This is a genomic window from Streptomyces massasporeus, assembly GCF_014648995.1.
Taxonomy (GTDB): domain Bacteria; phylum Actinomycetota; class Actinomycetes; order Streptomycetales; family Streptomycetaceae; genus Streptomyces; species Streptomyces massasporeus.
This window is the reverse complement of record NZ_BMSE01000003.1, coordinates 451,209-472,924: the sequence shown is the minus strand read 5'-3', so window position 1 is coordinate 472,924 and position 21,716 is coordinate 451,209. Positions and strand designations below refer to the sequence as shown.

The window sequence follows — 21,716 nt, the reverse complement described above, 5'->3', positions numbered from 1 at the left end:
GGCTCCGTCGGCTGAGCCGAGCGAGGCCGAGCCGCCCACCTCACCGGAGGAAGCCGGCCCCGCTGCTCTGCCGGTCGAGCGGACCGGGACCGAGGCGGCCGAGTCGCCCGGGCCCTCCGTGGATGGTGACGGGACGGCTTCGCCGGTCGAGCCGCGGGCGGAGACGGTCCCGTACGGGGCGTCGCCCGCGGGTGAGAGCGTCGCGCCCGCGGGGCTCGCTGCTCCGGTGGCCGAGCCGGGTTCCTCGCCCCACAGCTCCGGGCCCGTGACCGAGCGGGCCGGATCCCTGAAGGCCACGGCCCCCGGGCCGGTGGACACGGCCGGGCCCATGGCACTGCCTGCGGAGGCCGCCGGGCCCATGGCGCTGCCTGCGGACGTGGTCGAACCCATCGAGCCGACCGCGGACGCGGCCGGGCCGGTGGCGCCGCCTGCGGACCCGGCCGGGCCCGTCGCGCCGCCTGCGGACGCGGCCGGGACTGTGGTCGTGGGGGAGGCGAGCGGGAGTGGTGCCGAGGCGCGGGCCGCCGATGTGGTGACCGTGTCCGAGGGGTCTTCCGCATCCGCCCCGAGCCCCATGCCCCCTGCCGGTAACACCGACGCGTCGGTTGACGACGGGGTCTTCAAGGTTCGGCTCGCGAACTTCGAGGGGCCCTTCGATCTGCTGTTGCAGTTGATCTCGCGGCACAAGATGGACGTCACCGAGGTCGCGCTGTCGAAGGTGACCGACGAGTTCATGGCCCACATCCGGGCGATGGGGCCGGACTGGGACCTGGACGAGACGACCGAGTTCCTGGTCGTCGCCGCCACCCTGCTCGATCTGAAGGCCGCGCGGCTGCTGCCCGCCGCCGAGGTCGAGGACGAGGGCGATCTCGCGCTGCTCGAAGCACGGGACCTGTTGTTCGCCCGGCTGCTGCAGTACCGCGCCTACAAGCAGATCGCCGACATCTTCAGCGGGCGGCTCGACGACGAGGCCCGGCGCTACCCCCGTACCGTCGGCCTCGAAGCGCACCACGCCGAGCTGCTGCCCGACGTCGTCATCAGCATCGGGGCGGAAGGATTCGCCAAGCTCGCCGTGAAGGCGATGCAGCCGCGGCCCAAGCCGCAGGTCTACGTGGACCACATCCACGCCCCGCTGGTCAGCGTGCAGGAGCAGGCGCAGATCGTCGTGGCCCGGCTCAGGGAGCTCGGCGAGGCCGGCTTCCGGGACCTCGTGGCGGACACCGACGACACCCTGACCGTCGTGGCGAGGTTCCTCGCCCTGCTGGAGCTGTACCGCGAGAAGGCCGTCGCGCTGGAGCAGGAGACCCCGCTCGGGGACCTGCTCGTGCGGTGGACCGGCGGGGACGGGGACGAGACCCCGACCGTGACCGACGAGTTCGACCGGCCGCCCGAGCCGCCGAAGGAGGAGAAGAAGGCGTGAGCGAGCTGACGACCGACCTGCCGGCCGGTCCGCGTACCGTCGCCGACCTCGATCTGAAACCGGCCCTGGAGGCCGTCCTCATGGTCGTGGACGAGCCCGCGACCGAGGAGCACCTCGCGAAGATACTGGAGCGGCCGAAGCGGCAGATCGCCGACGCCCTGCGCGAGCTGGCCGACGAGTACACCGTCCAGGGCCGCGGTTTCGAGCTGCGGTACGTCGCGAACGGCTGGCGCTTCTACACGCGGGCCGCCTACGCCCCGGCCGTCGAGCGCTTCGTCCTGGACGGCCAGCAGGCCCGCCTCACCCAGGCCGCCCTGGAGACCCTGGCGGTCGTCGCCTACCGGCAGCCGGTCAGCCGCAGCCGGGTCTCGGCCGTCCGCGGAGTCAACTGCGACGGTGTCATGCGCACCCTCCTCCAGCGCGGTCTGATAGAGGAGGCGGGCACGGAACCCGAAACAGGTGCGATCCTGTACAGGACGACGAACTACTTCCTGGAGCGGATGGGCCTGCGCGGTCTGGACGAGCTCCCGGAGCTCGCGCCCTTCCTCCCGGAGGCGGAGGCGATCGAGGCCGAGACCCAGGAAGGCGTACCGTCGTTCGACCCGGACGCGCCTGACGACGACGTGCCGGGCAGCCCGGTGAGCCCGGGGACCCACGACGAAGACGACCAGACGGAACTTTGATGCGAAGCAGCAGCGGCAGGAACAGCAGCGGAAACAACGGCGGGAGCCGTGGTGGCAACAGCGGCGGCCGCGGCGGGAGTGGTGGTGGTCGCGGCAACTTCCGCGGCGCCGGCAACAACCGCGACGACAAGCAGGGCAGTGGCCGTCCGAAGAAGCCGCGCCCGGAGGAGCGCCGCTACGACGTGGGCCCCGGGGCGACCAAGGACGGCCCCAAGGCCGGGCGTGGCGGCGCGGCCCGCGGTGGCGCCAAGGGCGGCCCCAAGCAGCCCCAGAAGCCGGGGCGCACGGCCCCGGCGCGCCCCCGTGAGTACGAGGCGCAGATCGAGGAGCGCAACCGCGACCGGTACGCCGGGAAGAAGGAGGTCAAGCTCCCGAAGACCTTCCCCGGCGCCGAGCAGGAGGGCGAGCGGCTGCAGAAGGTCCTCGCCCGCGCGGGCTTCGGCTCCCGGCGCTCCTGTGAGGAGCTGATCGAGCAGGCCCGCGTCGAGATCAACGGCGAGATCGTCCTGGAGCAGGGGCGGCGTGTCGACCCGGAGAAGGACGAGATCAAGGTCGACGGCCTGACCGTCGCCACACAGAGCTACCAGTTCTTCTCGCTCAACAAGCCCGCCGGTGTCGTGTCCACCATGGAGGACCCGGAGGGCCGGCAGTGCCTCGGTGACTACGTCACCAACCGTGAGACGCGGCTCTTCCACGTCGGCCGGCTCGACACCGAGACCGAGGGCGTCATCCTGCTCACCAACCACGGCGAGCTGGCCCACCGGCTGACCCACCCGAAGTACGGCGTGAAGAAGACCTACCTCGCGCACATCGTCGGGCCCATCCCGCGTGACCTGGGCAAGCAGCTCAAGGACGGCATCCAGCTGGAGGACGGCTACGCCCGCGCGGACCACTTCCGGGTCGTCCAGCAGACCGGCAAGAACTACCTCGTCGAGGTCACCCTCCACGAGGGCCGCAAGCACATCGTGCGCCGGATGCTCGCGGAGGCCGGTTTCCCGGTCGACAAGCTGGTCCGGGTCTCCTTCGGGCCGATCACCCTGGGCGACCAGAAGTCGGGCTGGCTGCGGCGGCTGTCCAACACGGAGGTCGGCATGCTGATGCAGGAGGTCGACCTCTAGAGGCCGGACCTCTCCGAGGGCTTGTGAGCGACCCGCACCCCCTTTATAGTCGCACTGACTATTAAAGGGGGTGTTCGGTGTTCGCCATGAACGGCTACGACAAGTACGCCCACGAGCCCTTCGCCGTCACCGTCGACCTCGCCGTGTTCACCCTCCGGGAGGGCGCGCTGCACGTGCTGCTCGTCGAGCGCGGGCAGGAGCCGTACGCCGGGCACTGGGCGCTGCCCGGCGGATTCCTGCAGCCGGACGAGTCGGCGGAGACGGCCGCCCGGCGTGAACTCGCCGAGGAAACAGGCCTGTCCGACGTCTCGGGGCTGCATCTGGAGCAGCTGCGGACCTACAGCGAGCCCGGCCGAGACCCCCGGATGCGGGTCGTCTCGGTCGCCTTCGCGGCGCTGCTGCCCGACGCCCCCGAGGCGCACGGCGGCAGCGACGCGGCGCAGGCCCGCTGGGTGCCGTACGCCACGGCGGGGCCGCTCGCCTTCGACCACGACCGCATCCTGGCCGACGCCCACGACCGCGTCGGAGCCAAGCTCGAGTACACCTGCCTCGCCACCGCCTTCTGCGCGCCCGAGTTCACCCTCGGCGAGCTCCAGCAGGTCTACGAGACCGTGTGGGGCACCGAGCTCGACCGGCCCAACTTCCGGCGCAAGGTGCTCGCCACGCCGGGCTTCGTCGCACCCGTTCCCGGCGCCGCGCGACTGACCGGCGGCCGCGGCAAACCCGCCGCGCTGTACCGCGCCGGCACCGCCACCGCCCTCCACCCGCCTCTCCTCCGGCCCGCCCGGGAAGGACGCCCCGCATGACCACGCTCGTCCACAAGCAAGCCGCCACCGGAGCGCTGACGGGCCTGGCCCTCGGCGACGCGCTGGGCTATCCCACCGAGTTCGACGACGTCCCCGCGATCCTCGCCAAGTGCGGGCCATGGCGGGAGATGGAGCTGCCGAAGCGCGCCATGGTCTCGGACGACACCCAGATGACACTGGCGCTGGGTCACGCGGTGCGGACCGCGATGGACCGCGGGGTGCTTGCCCCGCTGCGACTGGTGCGGCCCCTGCGCGAGGAGTTCGTGAACTGGTACCAGTCCCCGGAGAACAACCGGGCTCCGGGCCGCACCTGCATGAAGGCCTGCTACCTGCTGAAGGACGAATCCCGCCCCTGGCAGGACGCCAGCCAGACCGAATCCAAGGGCTGCGGTGCCAACATGCGCGTCGCGCCGCTGGGCCTGGTGTCCGGCCTGAGCGACGAACAGCGCGCGGGTGCCGCCCAGTTGCAGTCCGCCCTCACCCACGGGCACCCCACCGCGCTCGCCGCGTCCGACCTCACCGCGCACGCCGTACGCCTGCTCGCGCAGGGTGCGGAGCCGACCGGGCTGATCGGCCTGCTCCGCTCGTACGCCCTGGAGAACCGCGGCCACTACCACGAGCGCTGGCTCGGCGACCTGTGGCGGCGGGCCGGGGACCCCGGCCCCGGGCAGTTCATCGCGCGCGGCTGGGACGAGTGCCTGGAGGTCCTCGAACGGCTCCAGCACGCCGTGCGCACCGTCTCGCCGGAGACCGACCCCTGTCTGGCCACCGGCGAGGGCTGGATCGCCGAGGAGGCCCTGGCGACCGGGCTGCTGTGCTTCCTGCTCTTCGTCGACGAACCGGTGACCGCCCTGCGTCGCGCCGCCTGCACCGCCGGCGACTCGGACTCGATCGCCTGCCTGACGGGCGCCTTCGCGGGCGCCTACCTGGGCGCGGAGGCCTGGCCCACCGAATGGGCCGACCGCATCGAGTACCGGACCGACCTGCTCACTCTCGGGGCGCTGTGGGACGCGTGACGCCGCGGCCCCGGTCGCGGACCCTCACGTCAGGCGAACCGAGTTCCCCTCCACCGTGATCTTCTCGGCGGGCAACGGCCGGGTCGCCGGGCCGTGCGCCACCGCGCCGTCGGCGACGCGGAACTTGCTGCCGTGGCAGGGGCAGTTGATGGTGCCGTCGGAGACGGTGGACACCAGGCAGCGCTGGTGGGTGCAGATCGCCGAGAAGGCCTTGAACTGCCCCTGCTCCGGCTGGGTCACCACGACTTCTTCGTCCTTGAAGATCTTGCCGCCGCCGACCGGGATCTCGTCGATGTTCGCCAGGACCTGGCCGGCGGGCCCGCTCGTCGCGTCCCCGCCGGTGGGGGACTGTGTCGACGTGGAGCCGCTGTCGTCTCCTCCTCCGCCGCAGGCCGTGACGAGCGCCGCCGCGCCGGTCGCGCCCGTCGCGAGGAGAACCGTGCGGCGCGTGGTCTCGTAGGTCATGTCGTCACTCCGAAAGTGCCAAAGAGGGGTGAATCGGAAATTTCCATCATCTTGGCACTGAACCTACCCAAAGAGGCCGATCCTGGCGTCTCACCGGGCGGGCGCCGCGCACCCGGGCCGCCCGGGCTGACTAGGCTGGTCGGACGTAGAGCGACACGCACGTCAGCAAGGAGCATCGCCGTGGCGGTACGAGCGGTCCGGGGCGCCGTCCAACTCGAACGGGACGAGGCCGGGCACATGGACGAGCAGGTCGGAGCCCTGCTCACGGAGATCCTGGAGCGCAACGATCTCGCCGCCGACGACCTGATCAGCATCTGGTTCACGGCCACGCCCGACCTGCACAGCGACTTCCCGGCCGCCGCCGCCCGCAAGCTGGGCATCGTCGACGTGCCCCTCATCTGCGCCCAGGAGCTGGACATCGAAGGCGCCATGCCGCGCGTCGTCCGGGTCCTCGCGCACATCGAGTCCGACCGGCCCCGCGCCGACATCGCCCACGTCTACCTCGGTGCCGCCGCCGCCCTGCGCAAGGACATCGCCCAGTGAGGACCGCACTCGTCATCGGCACCGGCCTGATCGGGACGTCCGCCGCCCTGGCCCTGTCCCAGCGGGGCGTCACCGTGCACCTCGCCGATCCGGACCCGGAGCAGGCTCGTACGGCGGCCGCCCTCGGCGCCGGCACGGACGAGGTGCCGGACGGGCCCGTCGACCTCGTGATCGTCGCCGCCCCGCCCGCGCACGTGGCGGACGTGCTCACCGACGCCATCAGCCGCGGTGCCGGACGCGGCTACCTCGACGTCGCCAGCGTGAAGGGAGGGCCGCGCCGCGAGCTGGAGGCACGCGGCCTCGACCTGTCCGCGTACATCGGCTCGCACCCCATGTCGGGCCGTGAGAAGTCCGGACCGCTGGCCGCGACCGGCGATCTCTTCGAGGGCCGCCCCTGGGTGCTGACCCCGACCCGGGACACCGACACCGAGGTGCTGAACCTCGCCCTCGAGCTGGTCTCGCACTGCCGGGCCGTGCCGGTCGTCATGGACGCCGACGCCCACGACCGTGCCGTCGCCCTCGTCTCCCACATGCCCCACCTGGTCTCCAGCCTGGTCGCCGCGCGGCTGGAGCACGCCGAGGAGTCCGCCGTACGGCTGTGCGGGCAGGGCATCCGGGACGTGACGCGGATCGCCGCCTCCGACCCCCGGATGTGGATCGACATCCTCTCCGCGAACCCCGCGCCGGTCGCCGACCTGCTCACGGACGTCGCCGCCGACCTGGAGGAGACCGTGCGGGCCCTGCGCGCCCTGCAGTCCTCCGACGACCACAAGCGCCGCGAGGGCGCCGGCGGTATCGAGGACGTGCTGCGGCGCGGCAACGCCGGGCAGGTCCGCGTCCCCGGCAAGCACGGCTCCGCGCCCCGGGCCTACGAGGTCGTGGCCGTGCTCATCGACGACCAGCCGGGACAGCTGGCCCGGATCTTCGCCGACGCGGGCCTGGCCGGCGTCAACATCGAGGACGTACGGATCGAGCACGCCACGGGGCAGCAGGCCGGTCTGGTGCAGCTGATGGTGGAGCCGAAGGCGGCCCCGGTCCTGAGCGCCGCGCTGCGGGAGAGGGGCTGGGCGCTCCGGCAGTAGGCGGGACGCAGGGGGCCGGCCGACGCGCGGCCGGACGAGTGACGCGAACCCAGTAACCTTGTGCGGGGCACTCTCGCCCTCACCCCCGCCGAGCCCGGTCCAGGAAGGTCCCCACTGTGGAAAGCGCCACGCCAGTGATTGTCGCCATCGACGGCCCCGCCGGCACCGGCAAGTCGAGCACCTCGAAGGCCGTGGCGGCCCAGCTCGGGCTGAGCTATCTGGACACCGGCGCCCAGTACCGGGCGATCACCTGGTGGATGGTGAGCAACGGCATCGACATAGACGACCCGTCCGCCATCGCCGCCGCCGCGGGCAAGCCCGAGATCGTCTCCGGCACCGACCCGGAGGGCCCGACCATCACGGTCGACGGCGTGGACGTGGCCGGTCCGATCCGCACCCAGGAGGTCTCCTCCAAGGTCAGCGCGGTCAGCGCGGTGCCCGAGGTGCGCACCCGGATCACCGAGCTGCAGCGCTCGATCGCCGCCTCCGCCGAGCAGGGCATCGTCGTCGAGGGCCGGGACATCGGCACGACCGTGCTGCCGGACGCCGACCTCAAGATCTTCCTCACCGCCTCCCCGGAGGCGCGTGCCGCCCGCCGCAGTGGCGAGCTGAAGGGCTCCGACGTCCACTCCACCCGCGAGGCCCTGATCAAGCGGGACGCCGCCGACTCCAGCCGCAAGGCCTCCCCGCTCGCCAAGGCGGACGACGCCGTCGAGGTGGACACCACCGAGCTCACGCTGGCCCAGGTCATCGAGTGCGTCGTCACCCTCGTCGAGGAGAAGCGGGCCGGAAAGTGACCGAGCTGCCTTCGGCGCGGGGTGCCGAGGTCGGGCGGCGCATCGGCGTCGGCCTGATGTACGGGCTGTGGAAGCCGCGTGTGCTCGGCGCCTGGCGGGTGCCCGCGAGCGGCCCGGTGATCTTCGCGGTCAACCACTCCCACAACATCGACGGTCCGATGGTCATGGGTGTGGCGCCCCGGCCGACCCACTTCCTGATCAAGAAGGAAGCGTTCATCGGACCGCTGGACCCCTTCCTGCTCGGCATCGGGCAGGTGAAGGTCGACCGCGACACCACCGACCGCACGGCGATCACCCAGGCGCTCGGCGTCCTGGCCGAAGGCGGCGTGCTCGGCATCTTCCCGGAGGGCACCCGGGGCGAGGGCGACTTCGCGTCGCTGCGCGCCGGCCTCGCGTACTTCGCGGTGCGCAGCGACGCTCCGATCGTCCCGGTGGCCGTGCTGGGAAGTTCCGACAAGCCCGGACGGTTGATAAAGGGGCTGCCTCCGCTGCGCTCCCGCGTCGACGTCGTCTTCGGAGAGCCCTTCGAGGCGGGCGACGGCAGCGGCCGCCGGACGCGCAAGGCGCTGGACGAGGCGACCGGGCGCATCCAGAAGCAGCTCGCGGCCCACCTGGAAAACGCCAGGCGCCTCACCGGGCGCTAGACGACACTGAGTAGTGGATCAGCCCGGAACAGCGGGTACTCCACCGACCACCACGATGAACGACGAGGTACGGACTTCATGAACGACCACATCCAGCCCGACGGCTCGGACGCGTCCGAGGGCGCGCTCGAGCATGACCACGGGGCGCTCGGCGACGCCGAGTTCGCGGAGTTCATGGAGCTCGCCGCGGAGGAGGGCTTCGACCCCGAGGACGTCGAGGGCGCCATCGAGGCGGCGGGCCACGGCCCGCTGCCCGTGCTCGCCGTCGTCGGCCGCCCCAATGTCGGCAAGTCGACTCTGGTGAACCGGATCATCGGACGCCGCGAAGCCGTCGTCGAGGACAAGCCCGGCGTCACCCGCGACCGCGTCACCTACGAGGCCGAGTGGGCCGGCCGCCGCTTCAAGGTCGTCGACACCGGAGGCTGGGAGCAGGACGTCCTCGGCATCGACGCCTCCGTCGCCGCCCAGGCCGAGTACGCCATCGAGGCCGCCGACGCGGTCGTCTTCGTCGTCGACGCCAAGGTCGGCGCCACCGACACCGACGAGGCCGTCGTCCGGCTGCTGCGCAAGGCCGGCAAGCCGGTCGTGCTGTGCGCCAACAAGGTGGACGGCCCGAGCGGCGAGGCCGACGCCTCCTACCTGTGGTCGCTGGGCCTGGGGGAGCCGCACCCGGTCTCCGCACTGCACGGCCGAGGCACCGGCGACATGCTCGACCAGGTCCTCGAAGTGCTCCCCGAGGCGCCGCGCGAGACGTTCGGCGGGGGCGGCATCGGCGGCCCGCGCCGCATCGCCCTGATCGGACGCCCGAACGTCGGCAAGTCCTCGCTGCTGAACAAGGTGGCGGGCGAGGAGCGCGTCGTCGTCAACGAGCTGGCGGGCACCACCCGTGACCCGGTCGACGAGCTGATCGAACTCGGCGGCGTCACCTGGAAGTTCGTCGACACGGCGGGCATCCGCAAGCGCGTCCACCTCCAGCAGGGCGCTGACTACTACGCCTCGCTGCGCACGGCGGCCGCCGTCGAGAAGGCGGAGGTCGCGGTCATCCTGATCGACGGCTCCGAGTCCATCTCGGTGCAGGACCAGCGGATCGTCACCATGGCCGTCGAGGCGGGCCGCGCGATCGTCCTCGCCTACAACAAGTGGGACACCCTCGACGAGGAGCGCCGCTACTACCTGGAGCGGGAGATCGAGACCGAGCTCGGCCAGGTCACGTGGGCGCCGCGGGTCAACGTCTCGGCGCGCACCGGGCGGCACATGGAGAAGCTGGTCCCGGCGATCGAGACGGCCCTGGCGGGCTGGGAGACCCGGGTCCCGACGGGCCGGCTGAACGCCTTCCTCGGTGAGCTCGTCGCCGCCCACCCGCACCCGGTCCGGGGCGGCAAGCAGCCCCGCATCCTGTTCGGCACGCAGGCGGGCACCAAGCCGCCGCGGTTCGTGCTGTTCGCCTCCGGCTTCATCGAGGCCGGTTACCGGCGCTTCATCGAGCGCCGCCTGCGCGAGGAGTTCGGCTTCGACGGGACGCCGATCCACATCTCCGTGCGGGTGCGCGAGAAGCGCGGCAAGAAGAAGTAACGCGAGAACACCGGAAAGGGCGGCCCCGACGGGGCCGCCCTTTCCGGTGTCCGCTTCTCGCTCAGACGCCGCGCCGCCCCGGCGGCAGCCCGGCGGGCACGTAGTGCATCCCCGTGCCGTGCGAGCCGATGGTGCCGACGCGCTGCCACTGCGGCTGCTGCCCGGCGGCATGACGGGCGCTCTGGGCGCCCGCGCTGTAGGCGCTGTACGAGCTGCCGTACGACCCGCCCCCGTACGAGCCCGAACCGTGCGGGGTGTTCCCGAAGGCGGTGAAGCCCAGCTTCTCCTCGCCGCTGCGATCGCCGGGCAGTGCGCGGAAGGACTTGACGTACTCGGTGTAGAGCGCGTCGTAGATCGGCGTGGCCGATGGGCCGCCCTGGGAGTCCTGAGCCGATCGCGCGGACGGGATCGGCGAGAAGGAGTGGCGGCGGGGAACGTCGTATTCGTGCACGTATGTCCAAACGACCCCGCGGGTCAAGGGATGCGGCCCTGGTACGGCTTTCGCGGGTGTAGGGGCTGCGCGGGTGACGCGGGGCTCAGGTGCCGGCCAGCGGCAGCGCCGAGGCGACCAGCTTGCCGTTGGCCGCCGCCTTGTCCAGCGCGTCCCGCAGCAGGTCCTCGCGCGGCTGACGGCCGACCGAGCCGACGGGCGCGGCGAACATCAGCACCTGCTGGTGCTTGTTGGCGGCCGCGCGCCAGGGGTCGGTCACCTGGAGCGGCTGGTGCGCCTGCCACCAGGCCACCGGCTGGCCGCCGTTGCTGCCCGGCTGGAGCACCGCGTGCAGCTGGCCCACGGCGAGCAGCACCGACCAGCCGTGCAGCACCGGCGGTACGGCGGACAGGTCGGTCAGGGGCATGAAGCCCTGCTCGATGAGCAGCGGCAGGAATTCGTCGCCGGCCCCGGTCGTGCCGGGCCGGGCGATGGGCCCCGTCGGCTCCACCACCAGGGCCGGGTGCAGCTCCCCGCCGATCAGGACGAGCCCGCTGGTCACGCCGAGCACCGCCTGCTCGGGCACCATCTTGTCGGGCTCCAGGTCGACGGTGTCGCCGGTGATGGACTTCACGGCGCCCCGCAACTGCTCCTCGGTGACCTGCACGACCTGCGAGGGCAGGCAGCCGGCGTGGGCGAAGGCGAGGACGGCGGTCTCGTCCCCGATGAACAGGACGGTGCTGGTGCGCTCCTGCTCCGAGTCGCCCGGAGTGCGGCACGACGTGCAGTCGTAGCTGCCCGGAGCGGTCTCTCCGGCGAGCAGGCGGTCGGCTTCTTCGTCGCCGATCTCGGCGCGTACCTCGTCGCTGACGTCGAGCATGCGCGGCACGGGTGGCTCCCTCGGGGATGCGGTGCGTGGCAAAGCCGGGTGGCTCCCGGCCCGTGGTCCGGGTAGGTCCCGGCTCATGAAGAAGACAACGGGCGATCTGTGGCGGGAGTCACGCCCCAGGGCGAATGGAATCGAACCAACCAGCGCACAGGGTCACGCTCGGAGCGGAATCCCGCACTCACCGTCAACTCGCCGTTGTGGCAAGGGTCTTGAGAGGGTGAAGTGGGTCACAGATCGTCGGGAGGGTGGGCCGACAAATCCGGAAATCCGCGAATGAAGTGGGTGTCCGGAAATAGCCGTTACCCGAGGTATTACCGAACTGGCCTGCCAGGACGGGCGACTGGTTGATGGAAGCCGCCGGCCTCCTTAGATTCCTCCGCCGTGTGCAACGAGCACCGCTCGGGTACGTCCACCGGCCGCCGGGTTCCCAGGAACCGGGCGCAGTACCGCTCCGGTGGACGGGGCGAGCGCGACCCCCGCGCCCCATGGCGCGGGAGCAGCGCTCCGCCTTGGGGGAAGCCCGGGTGTTCCGAGAGGGACCTACATGTCCGAATGTGCCGATACCACTCGCTCCACCGCCCGGAAGAACCAGGTTCGAACGACGGCGGTCCTCGCCGGGGCCGCACTGCTCGCGCCCCTCGGACTGCTGGCCGCGACCGGAAACGCCGCGGCGGCCGACAGCGGAGTGTGGGACCGCATCGCCCAGTGCGAGAGCGGCGGCGACTGGCACATCAACACCGGCAACGGCTACTACGGCGGACTCCAGTTCGCCCCCTCCACCTGGAACGCCTACGGCGGCACGGCCTACGCGCCCACCGCCGACCGGGCGAGCAGGTCCCAGCAGATAGCCGTCGCCACCAAGGTCCAGCGCGCCCAGGGATGGGGCGCCTGGCCGACCTGCTCGGCACGCGCCGGGGCGAGCGGCGGCGCACCCGCAGCCGACCCGGTCACCTCCACCCAACAGGCCCCGGCGAAACCGTCGAAGGCGCCGGCGCGTTCCACGGAACACGCGGACCGCGGCTCCTCCCGCGGTGACTACACCGTCCGCCGGGGCGACACGCTGAGCGGCGTCGCCGCCCGGCACGGGACCACCTGGCAGCGCCTCTATGCCGCCAACAAGGCCGCCATCGGCGGAGATCCCGACGTGATCGTGCCCGGCCTGCGCCTCGAGTTCTGAGCCGCTGCTCCCCCTCGCCGGGACACGGGCCCCGTCCGGTCGACCGACCGGGCGGGGTCTCGGCGTCCCGGATCACCCCTCGAGCTCACCCGCCTCCCCGGCGAACACGACGGCCCCGCGGCGCAGTTCGTAGACGATCGCGGGCCTTCCCCGCAGGGCGGGCGGCAGCCGCTGCTCGGCGACCACCACGCACGCGTCGAGCGCGCCCAGCAGCGCGTACGTCCGGGCCGCGACCGCGGGCGACATGCCCTGGGCGGGCTCGTCGACGAGCACCACGCGCGCCCGGGCGAGCAGCGCCCGGGAGAGGGCGAGCATCCGCTGCTCCCCGCCGGAGAGAGTGCCGGCGCGCCGCTGCAGCAGGGGCCGCAGCTGCGGGTAGGCGTCGAGGGCCACGGCGGGGTCGCGCGCGGCGAGTTCGAGGTTCTCGCGCACGGTGAGCGAGCCGAACACGGCCCGCCGCTCCGGCACCAGGCACATGCCGCGCCGGGCGCGTTCGTAGGCGGGTACGCGGGTCACGTCGGCGCCGTCCCACAGCACCGCGCCGCCCGACAGGGGCACCGTGCCCGCCAGGGCGCGCAGGGCGGTGGTGCGGCCGGAGCCGTTGCGGCCCAGCAGCACGGTGAGGCCCGGGCCGGGGGCGGTGAGGCCGACGCCGTGCAGGGCCTCCAGGGGGCCGTAGCGCACGCGCGCGTGGCGCAGGGCGACGGTCGTCATCGGCCGGCCTCCGGCTCCAGGGCGTCCAGGACCCGTGCGGGCGGGCCGGAGGCGACGATCCGGCCCGCGGCCATCACGTGCACGACGTCGGCGAGACCGGCCACCAGATCCAGGTCGTGCTCCACGACGAGGAGAGCCGTGCCCTCGGCGGCCAGCGCCTTCAGGACCCGGGCCAGGGCGGACACCTCGGCGGTGTCCAGACCCGCGGCGGGTTCGTCGAGGAGGAGGACGCGGGGGCTGCCCGCGAGGACCCGGGCCAGTTCGACGCGGCGCAGCGTCCCGGTGGGCAGCCCGGCGGCGGGCAGCGCGCGCACGGGGCCGTCGAGGCCGAGCAGCCTGAGGGTGCGCTCCACGGCGCCCGGGTCGGTCACCCGCCCCTGCTCGGCACCCACCCGCACGTTCTCGGCCACGGTCAGCGTGGGGAAGACGGCCAGTTGCTGGAAGGTGCGTGCGACACCGAGCCGGGTGCGGGCGTGGGCGGGCAGCGCGGTGATGTCCCGCCCGCCGAGCCGCACCGTCCCGCGCGCGGGCTGCAGCGTCCCTGCCAGACAGTGGAACAGGGTGCTCTTCCCGGCCCCGTTGGGCCCCACGACCGCCGTGACCCGGCCGGGGGAGAGGTCCAGATCCACCCCGTCGAGGGCGGTGAAGCGGCCGTAGTGCGCGTGGAGGTGGCGGGCGGTGAGAAGGAGACCGGCGGGCGCGGTGGCGGTGGTCGGTCCCGTGGACGAGGGCGCGCCGCCGCCGGGCGCCGCCGGGCGCGGCCGAGGGCCGGAAGAGGGGCCGAGGGTCGTGCCGGCCCGGGTGGCGGAGGAGGGCCCGGACGTCTCTGGCGTCGCCTCCGCCCTGGCGGCTGCGGAGGAGCCGGGTGGCTCGGGGCCCCTCTCGGGCCCTCCGGCCGACGGGTGGCCGTCGTTGCTCGGCAGGTGGGTGGCGGCACGGCCCGACGGGCCGCGTCCCGAACGGCCCGCGTCGCCCCGCGGGACCGATCCGCTCACGTCGCCCCGGAGTCCGCGTCGGCCCCCCGCTCCCGCGCCCTGCGCCCCGCGTGTCACGCCCGTCGCGCCGCGCGGCACCGGTGCCCTGCGGACCGTCTCCGGCGCCGCCGGGCGCAGCCTTCCGCGGGCTCGGGCCCCCACCGCCGTCAGGGCCGGGACGCGGCGCGGCCGCAGGCGTTCCGCCGCGGTGCGCAGGGCCTCGTACGGGCCGCCGGGGAAACGGCCCACCAGGATCGCCAGGATGCCGATGAGGGCCGCCGCGAACCCGCCGCGGGTGCCCGCGTCCAGCCCGACCAGGAGAGCCGCCGCGGCGAGGGCGCCGAGCGTGCTGTCGGCGCCCAGCACCACCACCGCCGCGAACCACAGCAGGCCCCGCACGGGGTCGTAGGCGGCGGCGTCGAACGCACGCAGGCCCATGCCGAGCATGCCGCCGCCCAGCGCGGCCAGCGCGGCGCCCGCGACGAAGGCCAGCAGCTTCAGGGAGGGCACGCCGACGCCCGCCGCCTGCGCGCCCCGCTCGTGATCCCGCATGGCGGCCAGGGCCCGGCCCGTCCGCCCCCGGCGCAGCGTGTGCGCCGCCAGCAGTGCGACCGCGAGCAGCAGCAGCTCCAGGACGTAGTAGGCCCGGTCCCCCTCGAAGCCCGCGGGGCGGCCCAGCGACAGGCCCGCGGTGGCGTACGGCTGGGCGAAGACGAAGCGGCTCACCCCCACCCCGACCGCGAACGTCGCCAGTGCCAGCGCCAGGCCCCGGCGGCCGATCGCCGGCCAGCCCGTCAGCAGACCGAGCGGCGCCACCAGGACCACCGCCACCGCGAGAGCGGCCAGTTCCGGCAGCGCGGGCAGCCCCGGGAAACGGCCCGCCGCCAGCAGGGCCGTGAACAGGGCGCCCAGGCCCGCGTACGCCGCCTGCCCCAGCGAGATCTGCCCGCCGCGGCCGGTGACCACCACCAGGGACAGCAGGATCACGGCCAGCGCCGGGACCTGGACCGAGGTGTGCAGGTCCCGGCCGGCGAGCCCCAGCGGCAGCAGGAACAGCACGAGCACCACGATCCAGGCACCCGGAGGGGTCGGCACACACGCCGTGGCCGTGCGGGGCAGCGCGTCCCGCTCCCCGACGCCCGGCAGGACCAGGGCCGCGATCAGCAGCGCGACGACGAACAGGTTCGTGCCGGCCGCCTGGAGCAGCGGCTCGGCCCAGCCCGAGGGGTGCAGCCGGGTCAGCTGGCTCTGCGCCACCCCGATGCCCAGCGCGACGACCACCGCGAGGGTCAGACTCCGCATCCGGGCGGCCACCGCGACCGCGACGACCTCCATCACGAGCAGCGAAAGACCGTACGGGTCGAGCCGCACGTACGGCGCCAGCAGCACACCCGTCAGACCGGCCGTGAACGAGCCGAACGCCCACCCCGTGGCCGCGACCCGGTCCGCGTCGATGCCGCCCAGCTCGGCGAGCCGCCGGTCGTCGACCACGGCTCGCAGCTCCCGCCCGAACCGCGTCCGGTGGACCACCGCCGCGACCCCGGCGGCCAACACCAGCACCACCGCCAGCTGCCCCCACGGCTCGTCCGGCACCAGCACCGGCGCGTCGTCCCGCGCCCCCTGCCCCCACAGCAGCGCCGCCCCGCCCACCAGCAGCACGAACACCCCGATGGACGCCACCAGCGTCTGCGCCGGATCACCGCCCAGGACCGCCAGGGGCCGGAACACGAACCGTTCCAGGACCACACCCAGCCCCGGCGCCAGCACCAGCAGCGTCACCGCCGCCCCGAGCCACAGCGGCCAGCCCCACTCGACCACGCACTGCCGCAGCACGTACGCGCACACCATCGCGATCGCGCCGTGCGCGAAGTTCAGCACGCCCGTCGCGCGGTACGTCACGATCAGGCCGATCCCGGTCAGCGCCGCCGCACTGCCGACCGAGAGCCCGGCGAGCGTGAGGTCGTACGTCAGCGAGGACATCAGTCGGCTTCTTCGGCCGGCTCGCAGATCGGGCACGGATCCAGCTCGCCGCCGGCCACCAGCTCGGAGTCCACCGGGACCGCCTCCGCCTTGCCCGCGACCAGCGGGCAGTCCGCGCGGTGCCACAGGGTGCCGCCCGGCACCATCAGCAGGTCGCCGCTGACCGCGAGCGGCGCGAGCGCGGCCCGCCCGGTCTCCTCCGGCCCGGCCGGCCCGTCCTCCACCAGCAGGCCGTACAGCTCCTCCACGCGCCGGGCGGCGATCGACTCCCGGCCGCGGGCCAGCAGCACCGCCCCGGCGATGATCAGCGCGCCGCCGGGGATCGTGCAGGAGGCCAGGTAGGGCAGCTGCCGTTCGGCGTAACGCTCGCCGGAGACTCCGTACCAGCCGACGACGCACAGCACCGCGCCGGCGGCCAGGGCCGCCCAGCCGGCCCACAGGACGGGATGCACGGTCCGCAGTCGGCTGGTCCGCATCGCTGGCTCCCACACGTCGGAATCGGCTGTGCGTGCGTCGGGCTGCCTGTTCAAGTCCGCCGATCGCTTGCACTATGCCCTGTGGAAGCTGACCCTGAAAGCACCGGGCGCGCATGGCCCGGACCGACACCCGGTGGTGAGCCAGATGGTTCTCGGCAGCGACCTCAAGCGGGGGAACGCGACGGGGGGTCCACGCACCGCGGGACGGGGCACGGCGATCGCAGCCGCCCTGGTTCTGGCCTTGGCCCCGGCCCTCGCGGCATGCAGCGACGACTACGGCGGCGGCAGCTCGAGCACCCCGCCCACACCGACCTCGGAGCGCACCACGAGCGCCCCGGCCAGCGCACCGGCGGACCGGGCCGCGGCGGAGGCGGAGGTCAGGCAGAACTGGGAGAAGTTCTTCGATCCGAAGACCTCGACCGAGGAGAAGCAGGCCATCCTGCAGAACGGCGACCGGATGGGCCCGGTCCTCCAGGCCTTCAGCGGCGACGAGCGCGGCGGGCAGGTCCAGGCGAAGGTCACCAAGGTCGAGTTCACCTCGGCGACGGAGGCGGAGGTGACGTACACGCTCACCCTGAAGGGGGCCACCGCTCTGCCGAACGCCTCCGGGACAGCCGTCGAGGAGGAGGGCACCTGGAAGGTGTCCGTCAAGGCGCTGTGCTCGCTGGTGCAGATGAGCGGCAATGGGTCGCCGGTCCCGGGTTGCTGAGATTCTCGTCGCCGTCCTGCTGCTCGCCCTGAGCGCGGCCTGCGGCAGCCGGCTCCCGGAGAGCGACTTCGAGCACGACGACCGCACCCCCGCGCCCCGCGACGCCACGCCCCTGCGGGTCGGCATCATCACCAGCGCCACCAGCCCGGTCGGCGGCAGCGCCTTCACCGGCCCGCGCGACGGCGCCCGGGCCTTCTTCGACCGGCTCAACGCGCGCGGGGGCGTCGACGGGCGCCGGGTCGAGGTGCGCACGTGCGACGACGGCGGCAGCGGCGTGGGCAACAACGAATGCGTGCACAAGCTCGTCGAGGAGGACGAGGTCGTCGCCCTGGTCGCCACGACCGCCCTGGACTACGCGGGCGCCTCCCGCGTCTCCCGCGCGGGCGTCCCCGACATCGGCGGCCAGCCCATCGGCACCGCCTACGACGCCTACCCGCACCTCTACGGCATCTACGGCAGCCTCGCCCCCCGCGACGGCACCCCCGGCTGGGACGGCACGCTGTACGGCGGCACCGAGGTCTACCGCTACTTCAAACGCGAGCACGGCGCCCGCACCGCCGCCGTCGTCTCCTACAACCAGTCCGCCTCGGCCGCCTATGCCCGGCTCGTCGAACGCGGCCTGCGCGCCGAGGGCTACAAGGTCGTCACCGAGCAGGTCGACTTCGCCCTGCCCAACTTCCGCGCCGTCGCCGCCGACCTCAAGGAACGGGGCGCCGACCTGGTGTTCGACGCCATCGACGGGCACGGCAACGCCCGGCTCTGCCAGGCCATGGACGAGGCCGGCGCCCACGTCACCGCCAAGGTGACCAACGTGCAGAACTGGACGTCCACCGTCGCCGACGACTACAAGGACGCCCCGCGCTGCCGCAACGCCCTGTGGGCGACCGGCGCCAGCCGCAACTTCGAGGACACCGCCCACCCGGCCGTACGGGAGTTCCGCGAGGCGACGAAGGACCTGAAGACGCACTCCCAGTGGCAGCTGGAGGGGTGGGCCGCCGCGCGGTGGTTCACGGACGCGGCGACGTCCTGCGCGGCCACGGGCATCACGCGCGCGTGCGTCGACGCCCACATGAACCGCAGCCAGGGCTACACCGCCGGAGGACTGCTGCTCCCCGTCCGCTTCGACCGCCTGCCCGAGCCCCCGAGGACCAGCCGGACCTGCCTGTCGGTGGCCCGCTGGCAGGACGGCGAGGGCTGGGTCGGGCAGGGGGACATGAACCGCACCTGCTTCACCGTCCCGCAACTGGCCTACGCGCCTTGAGGACAACAGCTGTCCGCAAGGCCTGACAGACTCGCCCCATGTTGGAGACCTCGGCCCGCCTGCTGCGTCTGCTGTCCCTGCTCCAGGCCCACCGCGAGTGGTCCGGCGCCGACCTGGCCGGCCGGCTCGGCGTCAGCGCCCGCACCCTGCGCCGGGACGTCGACCGGCTGCGCGAACTCGGCTACCCGGTCAACGCCAGCCCCGGCACCGGCGGCGGCTACCAGCTCGGCGCCGGAGCCGAACTGCCGCCGCTGCTCCTGGACGACGACGAGGCCGTCGCCGTGGCGGTCGGACTGCGCACCGCCGCCGGACAGGGCATCGACGGCATCGGCGAGACCTCGGTACGCGCCCTCGCCAAGCTGGAGCAGGTGCTGCCGAACCGGCTGCGCCGCCGCGTGGGCGCCCTGAACGCCGTCACCGTGCCGATGCTGCGCAGCACGCTGCCCTCCTCGGTCGACCCGGCCGTGCTCACCGAACTCGCCCACCTGTGCCGGGACGCCGAACGGCTGCGCTTCGAATACCGCGGCCACGACGGCACCCCCACCCGCCGCAGCGTCGAGCCGCACCGCCTGGTGTGCACCGAACGCCGCTGGTACCTGGTCGCCTGGGACCTCGACCGCGACGACTGGCGTACGTTCCGCGTGGACCGCGTCACGCCCAGGCCCCCGCACGGGCCGCGCTTCGTGCCGCGCGACCCGCCGGCCGAGGACCTGGCCGCCTACGTCTCCCAGGGCGTCTCCACACGCGCGTACGCCACCCACGCCCTCGTGCGGCTCCTGGCGCCCCTGGAGGAGGCCGTCCAGCGCATCTCGCCCTCCGCCGGGGTGCTGGAGGCGGAGAGCGCGGACACCTGCCTGTTGCGCTGCGGCGCCGGCAGTCTCGATGTGATGGTCATCCACGTGATGATGCTGGGCTTCGACTTCGAGGTGCTGGAGCCGGTCGAGCTGGTCGAGGCGATCAGGAGGACTCGGGACCGGCTTGATGGCGCTCTGGCTCGGGCTGCGCAGTCACCGCCGCGTACTGCGGATGGTGCAGGTCGAACGCCGGGGACTCGGAGCGGATCCGGGGCAGCGTCGTGAAGTTGTGCCGCGGCGGCGGGCACGAGGTCGCCCACTCCAGGGAACGGCCGAAGCCCCAGGGGTCGTCGACCTCGACCTTCTCGCCGTACTTGGCGGTCTTCCACACGTTGTAGAGGAACGGCAGCGTCGAGATGCCGAGCAGGAACGCACCGATCGTCGACACGGTGTTGAGCGCGGTGAACCCGTCCGCGGCGAGGTAGTCCGCATACCGGCGGGGCATGCCCTCGGCGCCCAGCCAGTGCTGCACCAGGAACGTGGTGTGGAAGCCGACGAACAGCGCCCAGAACTGGATCTTGCCGAGCCGTTCGTCGAGCATCTTCCCGGTGAACTTCGGCCACCAGAAGTAGAAGCCGGCGAAGATCGCGAAGACGACCGTACCGAAGACGACGTAGTGGAAGTGCGCGACCACGAAGTACGAGTCCGTCACGTGGAAGTCCATCGGCGGCGACGCCAGGATCACCCCGGTCAGCCCGCCGAACAGGAACGTCACCAGGAAGCCCGTCGCCCACAGCATCGGCGTCTCGAAGGACAGCGAGCCCTTGAGCATGGTGCCGGCCCAGTTGAAGAACTTCACACCCGTCGGCACCGCGATCAGGAAGCTCACGAAGGAGAAGAACGGCAGCAGCACCGCGCCCGTGGCGAACATGTGGTGCGCCCACACGACCATCGACAGGCCCGTGATCGCCATCGTCGCGCCGACCAGCGTCAGATAGCCGAACAACGGCTTGCGGCTGAAGACCGGGATGATCTCCGTGATGATGCCGAAGAACGGCAGCGCGATGATGTACACCTCGGGATGGCCGAAGAACCAGAACAGGTGCTGCCACAGGATCGCCCCGCCGTTGGCCGCGTCGAAGACCTGCGCGCCGAACCGCCGGTCCGCCTCCAGCACCAGCAGCGCCGCCGCGAGCACCGGGAACGCCATCAGGATCAGGATCGATGTGAACAGGGTGTTCCACACGAAGATCGGCATCCGGAACATCGTCATGCCCGGGGCGCGCATCCCGATGATGGTGGTGATGAAGTTGACCGCGCCGAGGATCGTGCCGAAGCCCGACAGCGCGAGCCCCATGATCCACAGATCGGCCCCGAGACCCGGCGAGCGCTCCGCGCTGTTGAGCGGGGCGTAGGCGAACCAGCCGAAGTCGGCGGGCCCGGAGGGCACCAGCAGCGAACCGAGCACGATCAGCCCGCCGAACAGGAACAGCCAGTACGACAACATGTTGAGCCGCGGGAAGGCGACGTCGGGCGCGCCGATCTGCAACGGCATCAGCTCGTTCGCGAAGCCCGCGAAGCTCGGTGTCGCGAACAGCAGCAGCATGATCGTGCCGTGCATCGTGAACGCCTGGTTGAACTGCTCGTTGTCGATGATCTGCAGGCCCGGGCGGGCGAGCTCGGCGCGCATCAGCAGCGCCATCACCCCGGCGATCAGGAAGAACAGGAACGACGTGACCAGGTAGAGATGGCCGATCTTCTTGTGGTCCGTCGTCGTCAGCCAGTCGACCACCACCCGTCCGTGCCGCGTGCGCGGTACGGAGGGCGCCGCGGCCTGTACGGTCTGCGTCCCCATCGCTCGCTCGCCCCTTCGCTCATCGCGTGCCGGGCCCGCCGCAGCCCGCGCCCCACCTGCCCGCGAGCTCACGCCATGATGCTCGCGTCACCGCGCGCTCCGACAGGGGGCGTACCGGCCTCTCGGCGCCGAAGCCATGCATTTCCCGTACCGCGCCGACGCCGCCGAGCCGGTGCGGCACCGGAAAGGAATGGAGCCTCACCGGCACTTCTCCCGGCACTTTCCGCCGGGCTTTTCCATGAGCTCATGTGACACGCGGGAATTGCGATCGAATGCCTGCGGAAGGCGTACGGAACCGCTCGTCCGTGTGA

The 21,716-nt window shown here is 72.8% G+C and carries 20 protein-coding genes and 1 pseudogene; 14 read left to right on the top strand and 7 right to left on the bottom strand.

Annotated elements, in window-relative coordinates; translation table 11 throughout:
• Positions 1 to 358 precede the first annotated feature (358 nt).
• The 5 genes from IE153_RS11445 to IE153_RS11425 all read left to right on the top strand — a co-directional run bounded on the left by IE153_RS11445 (position 359) and on the right by IE153_RS11425 (position 5,043).
• Positions 359 to 1,420, top strand: coding sequence for a segregation and condensation protein A (locus IE153_RS11445; RefSeq protein WP_189589639.1), 1,062 nt, complete (start codon positions 359 to 361; stop codon positions 1,418 to 1,420).
• A complete protein-coding gene (scpB, locus tag IE153_RS11440) occupies positions 1,417 to 2,103 on the top strand; it encodes an SMC-Scp complex subunit ScpB (RefSeq protein WP_189589598.1) in 687 nt (228 codons plus the stop codon). The genes IE153_RS11445 and scpB overlap by 4 nt, the downstream gene beginning before the upstream one ends.
• The gene (locus IE153_RS11435) at positions 2,103 to 3,221 is read left to right on the top strand and encodes a pseudouridine synthase (RefSeq protein ID WP_031106757.1); all 1,119 of its coding nucleotides are present in this window, start codon (positions 2,103 to 2,105) and stop codon (positions 3,219 to 3,221) included. Before scpB ends, IE153_RS11435 begins: the two co-directional genes overlap by 1 nt.
• Positions 3,222 to 3,307: 86 nt before the next feature.
• Positions 3,308 to 4,027 (top strand): NUDIX hydrolase, encoded by a 720-nt coding sequence (locus IE153_RS11430; protein WP_189589638.1) that lies wholly within the window; start codon positions 3,308 to 3,310, stop codon positions 4,025 to 4,027.
• Complete coding sequence (locus IE153_RS11425) at positions 4,024 to 5,043, top strand: ADP-ribosylglycohydrolase family protein (RefSeq protein ID WP_189589597.1); 1,020 nt, start codon at positions 4,024 to 4,026, stop codon at positions 5,041 to 5,043. The genes IE153_RS11430 and IE153_RS11425 overlap by 4 nt, the downstream gene beginning before the upstream one ends.
• A gap of 24 nt (positions 5,044 to 5,067) precedes the next feature.
• On the opposite strand, the gene IE153_RS11420 is transcribed toward IE153_RS11425, so the two are convergent.
• The gene (locus tag IE153_RS11420; protein WP_189589596.1) at positions 5,068 to 5,508 is read right to left on the bottom strand and encodes a Rieske (2Fe-2S) protein; all 441 of its coding nucleotides are present in this window, start codon (positions 5,506 to 5,508) and stop codon (positions 5,068 to 5,070) included.
• 180 nt (positions 5,509 to 5,688) lie between these two features.
• Between IE153_RS11420 and aroH the strand changes: the two genes are divergently transcribed.
• From aroH to der, 5 genes are all read left to right on the top strand, one after another.
• Entirely contained in the window at positions 5,689 to 6,051 is a 363-nt protein-coding gene (aroH, locus tag IE153_RS11415) for a chorismate mutase (protein ID WP_031106761.1), read from the top strand.
• Positions 6,048 to 7,133, top strand: a complete 1,086-nt coding sequence (locus IE153_RS11410; RefSeq protein WP_189589595.1) for a prephenate dehydrogenase — start codon at positions 6,048 to 6,050, stop codon at positions 7,131 to 7,133. Before aroH ends, IE153_RS11410 begins: the two co-directional genes overlap by 4 nt.
• 116 nt (positions 7,134 to 7,249) lie before the next feature.
• Positions 7,250 to 7,930, top strand: a complete 681-nt coding sequence (cmk, locus tag IE153_RS11405; RefSeq protein WP_189589594.1) for a (d)CMP kinase — start codon at positions 7,250 to 7,252, stop codon at positions 7,928 to 7,930.
• Complete coding sequence (locus IE153_RS11400; RefSeq protein ID WP_189589593.1) at positions 7,927 to 8,574, top strand: lysophospholipid acyltransferase family protein; 648 nt, start codon at positions 7,927 to 7,929, stop codon at positions 8,572 to 8,574. Before cmk ends, IE153_RS11400 begins: the two co-directional genes overlap by 4 nt.
• A 78-nt stretch (positions 8,575 to 8,652) precedes the next feature.
• Entirely contained in the window at positions 8,653 to 10,146 is a 1,494-nt protein-coding gene (gene der / locus IE153_RS11395) for a ribosome biogenesis GTPase Der (RefSeq protein WP_185009574.1), read from the top strand.
• Between the two features lie 61 nt (positions 10,147 to 10,207).
• On the opposite strand, the gene IE153_RS11390 is transcribed toward der, so the two are convergent.
• Positions 10,208 to 10,597 (bottom strand): hypothetical protein, encoded by a 390-nt coding sequence (locus IE153_RS11390; protein ID WP_189589592.1) that lies wholly within the window; start codon positions 10,595 to 10,597, stop codon positions 10,208 to 10,210.
• 85 nt (positions 10,598 to 10,682) lie between these two features.
• On the bottom strand, positions 10,683 to 11,465 hold the full coding sequence (locus IE153_RS11385; protein ID WP_189589591.1) for a DUF8842 C-terminal domain-containing protein: 783 nt from the start codon (positions 11,463 to 11,465) through the stop codon (positions 10,683 to 10,685).
• 544 nt (positions 11,466 to 12,009) lie between these two features.
• Here IE153_RS11385 and IE153_RS11380 point away from each other — a divergent pair.
• The gene (locus IE153_RS11380; protein WP_189589590.1) at positions 12,010 to 12,642 is read left to right on the top strand and encodes a LysM peptidoglycan-binding domain-containing protein; all 633 of its coding nucleotides are present in this window, start codon (positions 12,010 to 12,012) and stop codon (positions 12,640 to 12,642) included.
• A gap of 72 nt (positions 12,643 to 12,714) precedes the next feature.
• On the opposite strand, the gene IE153_RS11375 is transcribed toward IE153_RS11380, so the two are convergent.
• From IE153_RS11375 to IE153_RS11365, 3 genes are read right to left on the bottom strand one after another with little or no spacing between them, the layout of a single operon-like run.
• A complete protein-coding gene (locus tag IE153_RS11375; protein ID WP_189589589.1) occupies positions 12,715 to 13,356 on the bottom strand; it encodes an ABC transporter ATP-binding protein in 642 nt (213 codons plus the stop codon).
• Complete coding sequence (locus IE153_RS11370) at positions 13,353 to 16,310, bottom strand: ABC transporter permease subunit (protein ID WP_189589588.1); 2,958 nt, start codon at positions 16,308 to 16,310, stop codon at positions 13,353 to 13,355. The genes IE153_RS11375 and IE153_RS11370 overlap by 4 nt, the downstream gene beginning before the upstream one ends.
• Positions 16,310 to 16,786 carry a hypothetical protein gene (locus IE153_RS11365; protein ID WP_189589587.1) on the bottom strand — a complete coding sequence of 159 codons (477 nt, stop codon included), beginning with the start codon at positions 16,784 to 16,786 and terminating at the stop codon, positions 16,310 to 16,312. The genes IE153_RS11370 and IE153_RS11365 overlap by 1 nt, the downstream gene beginning before the upstream one ends.
• Before the next feature lie 145 nt (positions 16,787 to 16,931).
• On the opposite strand from IE153_RS11365, the gene IE153_RS11360 reads away from it, so the two are divergent.
• The 3 genes from IE153_RS11360 to IE153_RS11350 are packed head-to-tail and all read left to right on the top strand — an operon-like array spanning position 16,932 to position 19,835.
• Complete coding sequence (locus tag IE153_RS11360) at positions 16,932 to 17,495, top strand: MTB12 C-terminal domain-containing protein (RefSeq protein ID WP_189589586.1); 564 nt, start codon at positions 16,932 to 16,934, stop codon at positions 17,493 to 17,495.
• A complete protein-coding gene (locus tag IE153_RS11355; protein ID WP_189589585.1) occupies positions 17,470 to 18,756 on the top strand; it encodes an ABC transporter substrate-binding protein in 1,287 nt (428 codons plus the stop codon). Before IE153_RS11360 ends, IE153_RS11355 begins: the two co-directional genes overlap by 26 nt.
• A gap of 38 nt (positions 18,757 to 18,794) precedes the next feature.
• Positions 18,795 to 19,835, top strand: coding sequence for a helix-turn-helix transcriptional regulator (locus IE153_RS11350; protein WP_189589584.1), 1,041 nt, complete (start codon positions 18,795 to 18,797; stop codon positions 19,833 to 19,835).
• On the opposite strand, the pseudogene ctaD reads toward IE153_RS11350, so the two are convergent.
• A pseudogene (gene ctaD, locus IE153_RS11345) lies at positions 19,834 to 21,405 on the bottom strand (aa3-type cytochrome oxidase subunit I); the annotation flags it as partial. The gene IE153_RS11350 and the pseudogene ctaD overlap by 2 nt on opposite strands.
• Positions 21,406 to 21,716 lie beyond the last annotated feature (311 nt).

Excerpts from the sequence above, each read along its gene's own strand:
- IE153_RS11445 (WP_189589639.1), top strand. The coding sequence starts at position 359 with ATGGCGCTGCCTGCGGACGTGGTCGAACCCATCGAGCCGACCGCGGAC.
- IE153_RS11435 (WP_031106757.1), top strand. The coding sequence starts at position 2,103 with ATGCGAAGCAGCAGCGGCAGGAACAGCAGCGGAAACAACGGCGGGAGC.
- IE153_RS11430 (WP_189589638.1), top strand. The coding sequence starts at position 3,308 with ATGAACGGCTACGACAAGTACGCCCACGAGCCCTTCGCCGTCACCGTC.
- IE153_RS11425 (WP_189589597.1), top strand. The coding sequence starts at position 4,024 with ATGACCACGCTCGTCCACAAGCAAGCCGCCACCGGAGCGCTGACGGGC.
- IE153_RS11420 (WP_189589596.1), bottom strand. The coding sequence starts at position 5,508 with ATGACCTACGAGACCACGCGCCGCACGGTTCTCCTCGCGACGGGCGCG.
- der (WP_185009574.1), top strand. The coding sequence starts at position 8,653 with ATGAACGACCACATCCAGCCCGACGGCTCGGACGCGTCCGAGGGCGCG.
- IE153_RS11380 (WP_189589590.1), top strand. The coding sequence starts at position 12,010 with ATGTCCGAATGTGCCGATACCACTCGCTCCACCGCCCGGAAGAACCAG.
- IE153_RS11375 (WP_189589589.1), bottom strand. The coding sequence starts at position 13,356 with ATGACGACCGTCGCCCTGCGCCACGCGCGCGTGCGCTACGGCCCCCTG.
- IE153_RS11370 (WP_189589588.1), bottom strand. The coding sequence starts at position 16,310 with ATGTCCTCGCTGACGTACGACCTCACGCTCGCCGGGCTCTCGGTCGGC.
- IE153_RS11365 (WP_189589587.1), bottom strand. The coding sequence starts at position 16,786 with ATGCGGACCAGCCGACTGCGGACCGTGCATCCCGTCCTGTGGGCCGGC.
- IE153_RS11360 (WP_189589586.1), top strand. The coding sequence starts at position 16,932 with ATGGTTCTCGGCAGCGACCTCAAGCGGGGGAACGCGACGGGGGGTCCA.
- IE153_RS11355 (WP_189589585.1), top strand. The coding sequence starts at position 17,470 with ATGGGTCGCCGGTCCCGGGTTGCTGAGATTCTCGTCGCCGTCCTGCTG.
- IE153_RS11350 (WP_189589584.1), top strand. The coding sequence starts at position 18,795 with ATGTTGGAGACCTCGGCCCGCCTGCTGCGTCTGCTGTCCCTGCTCCAG.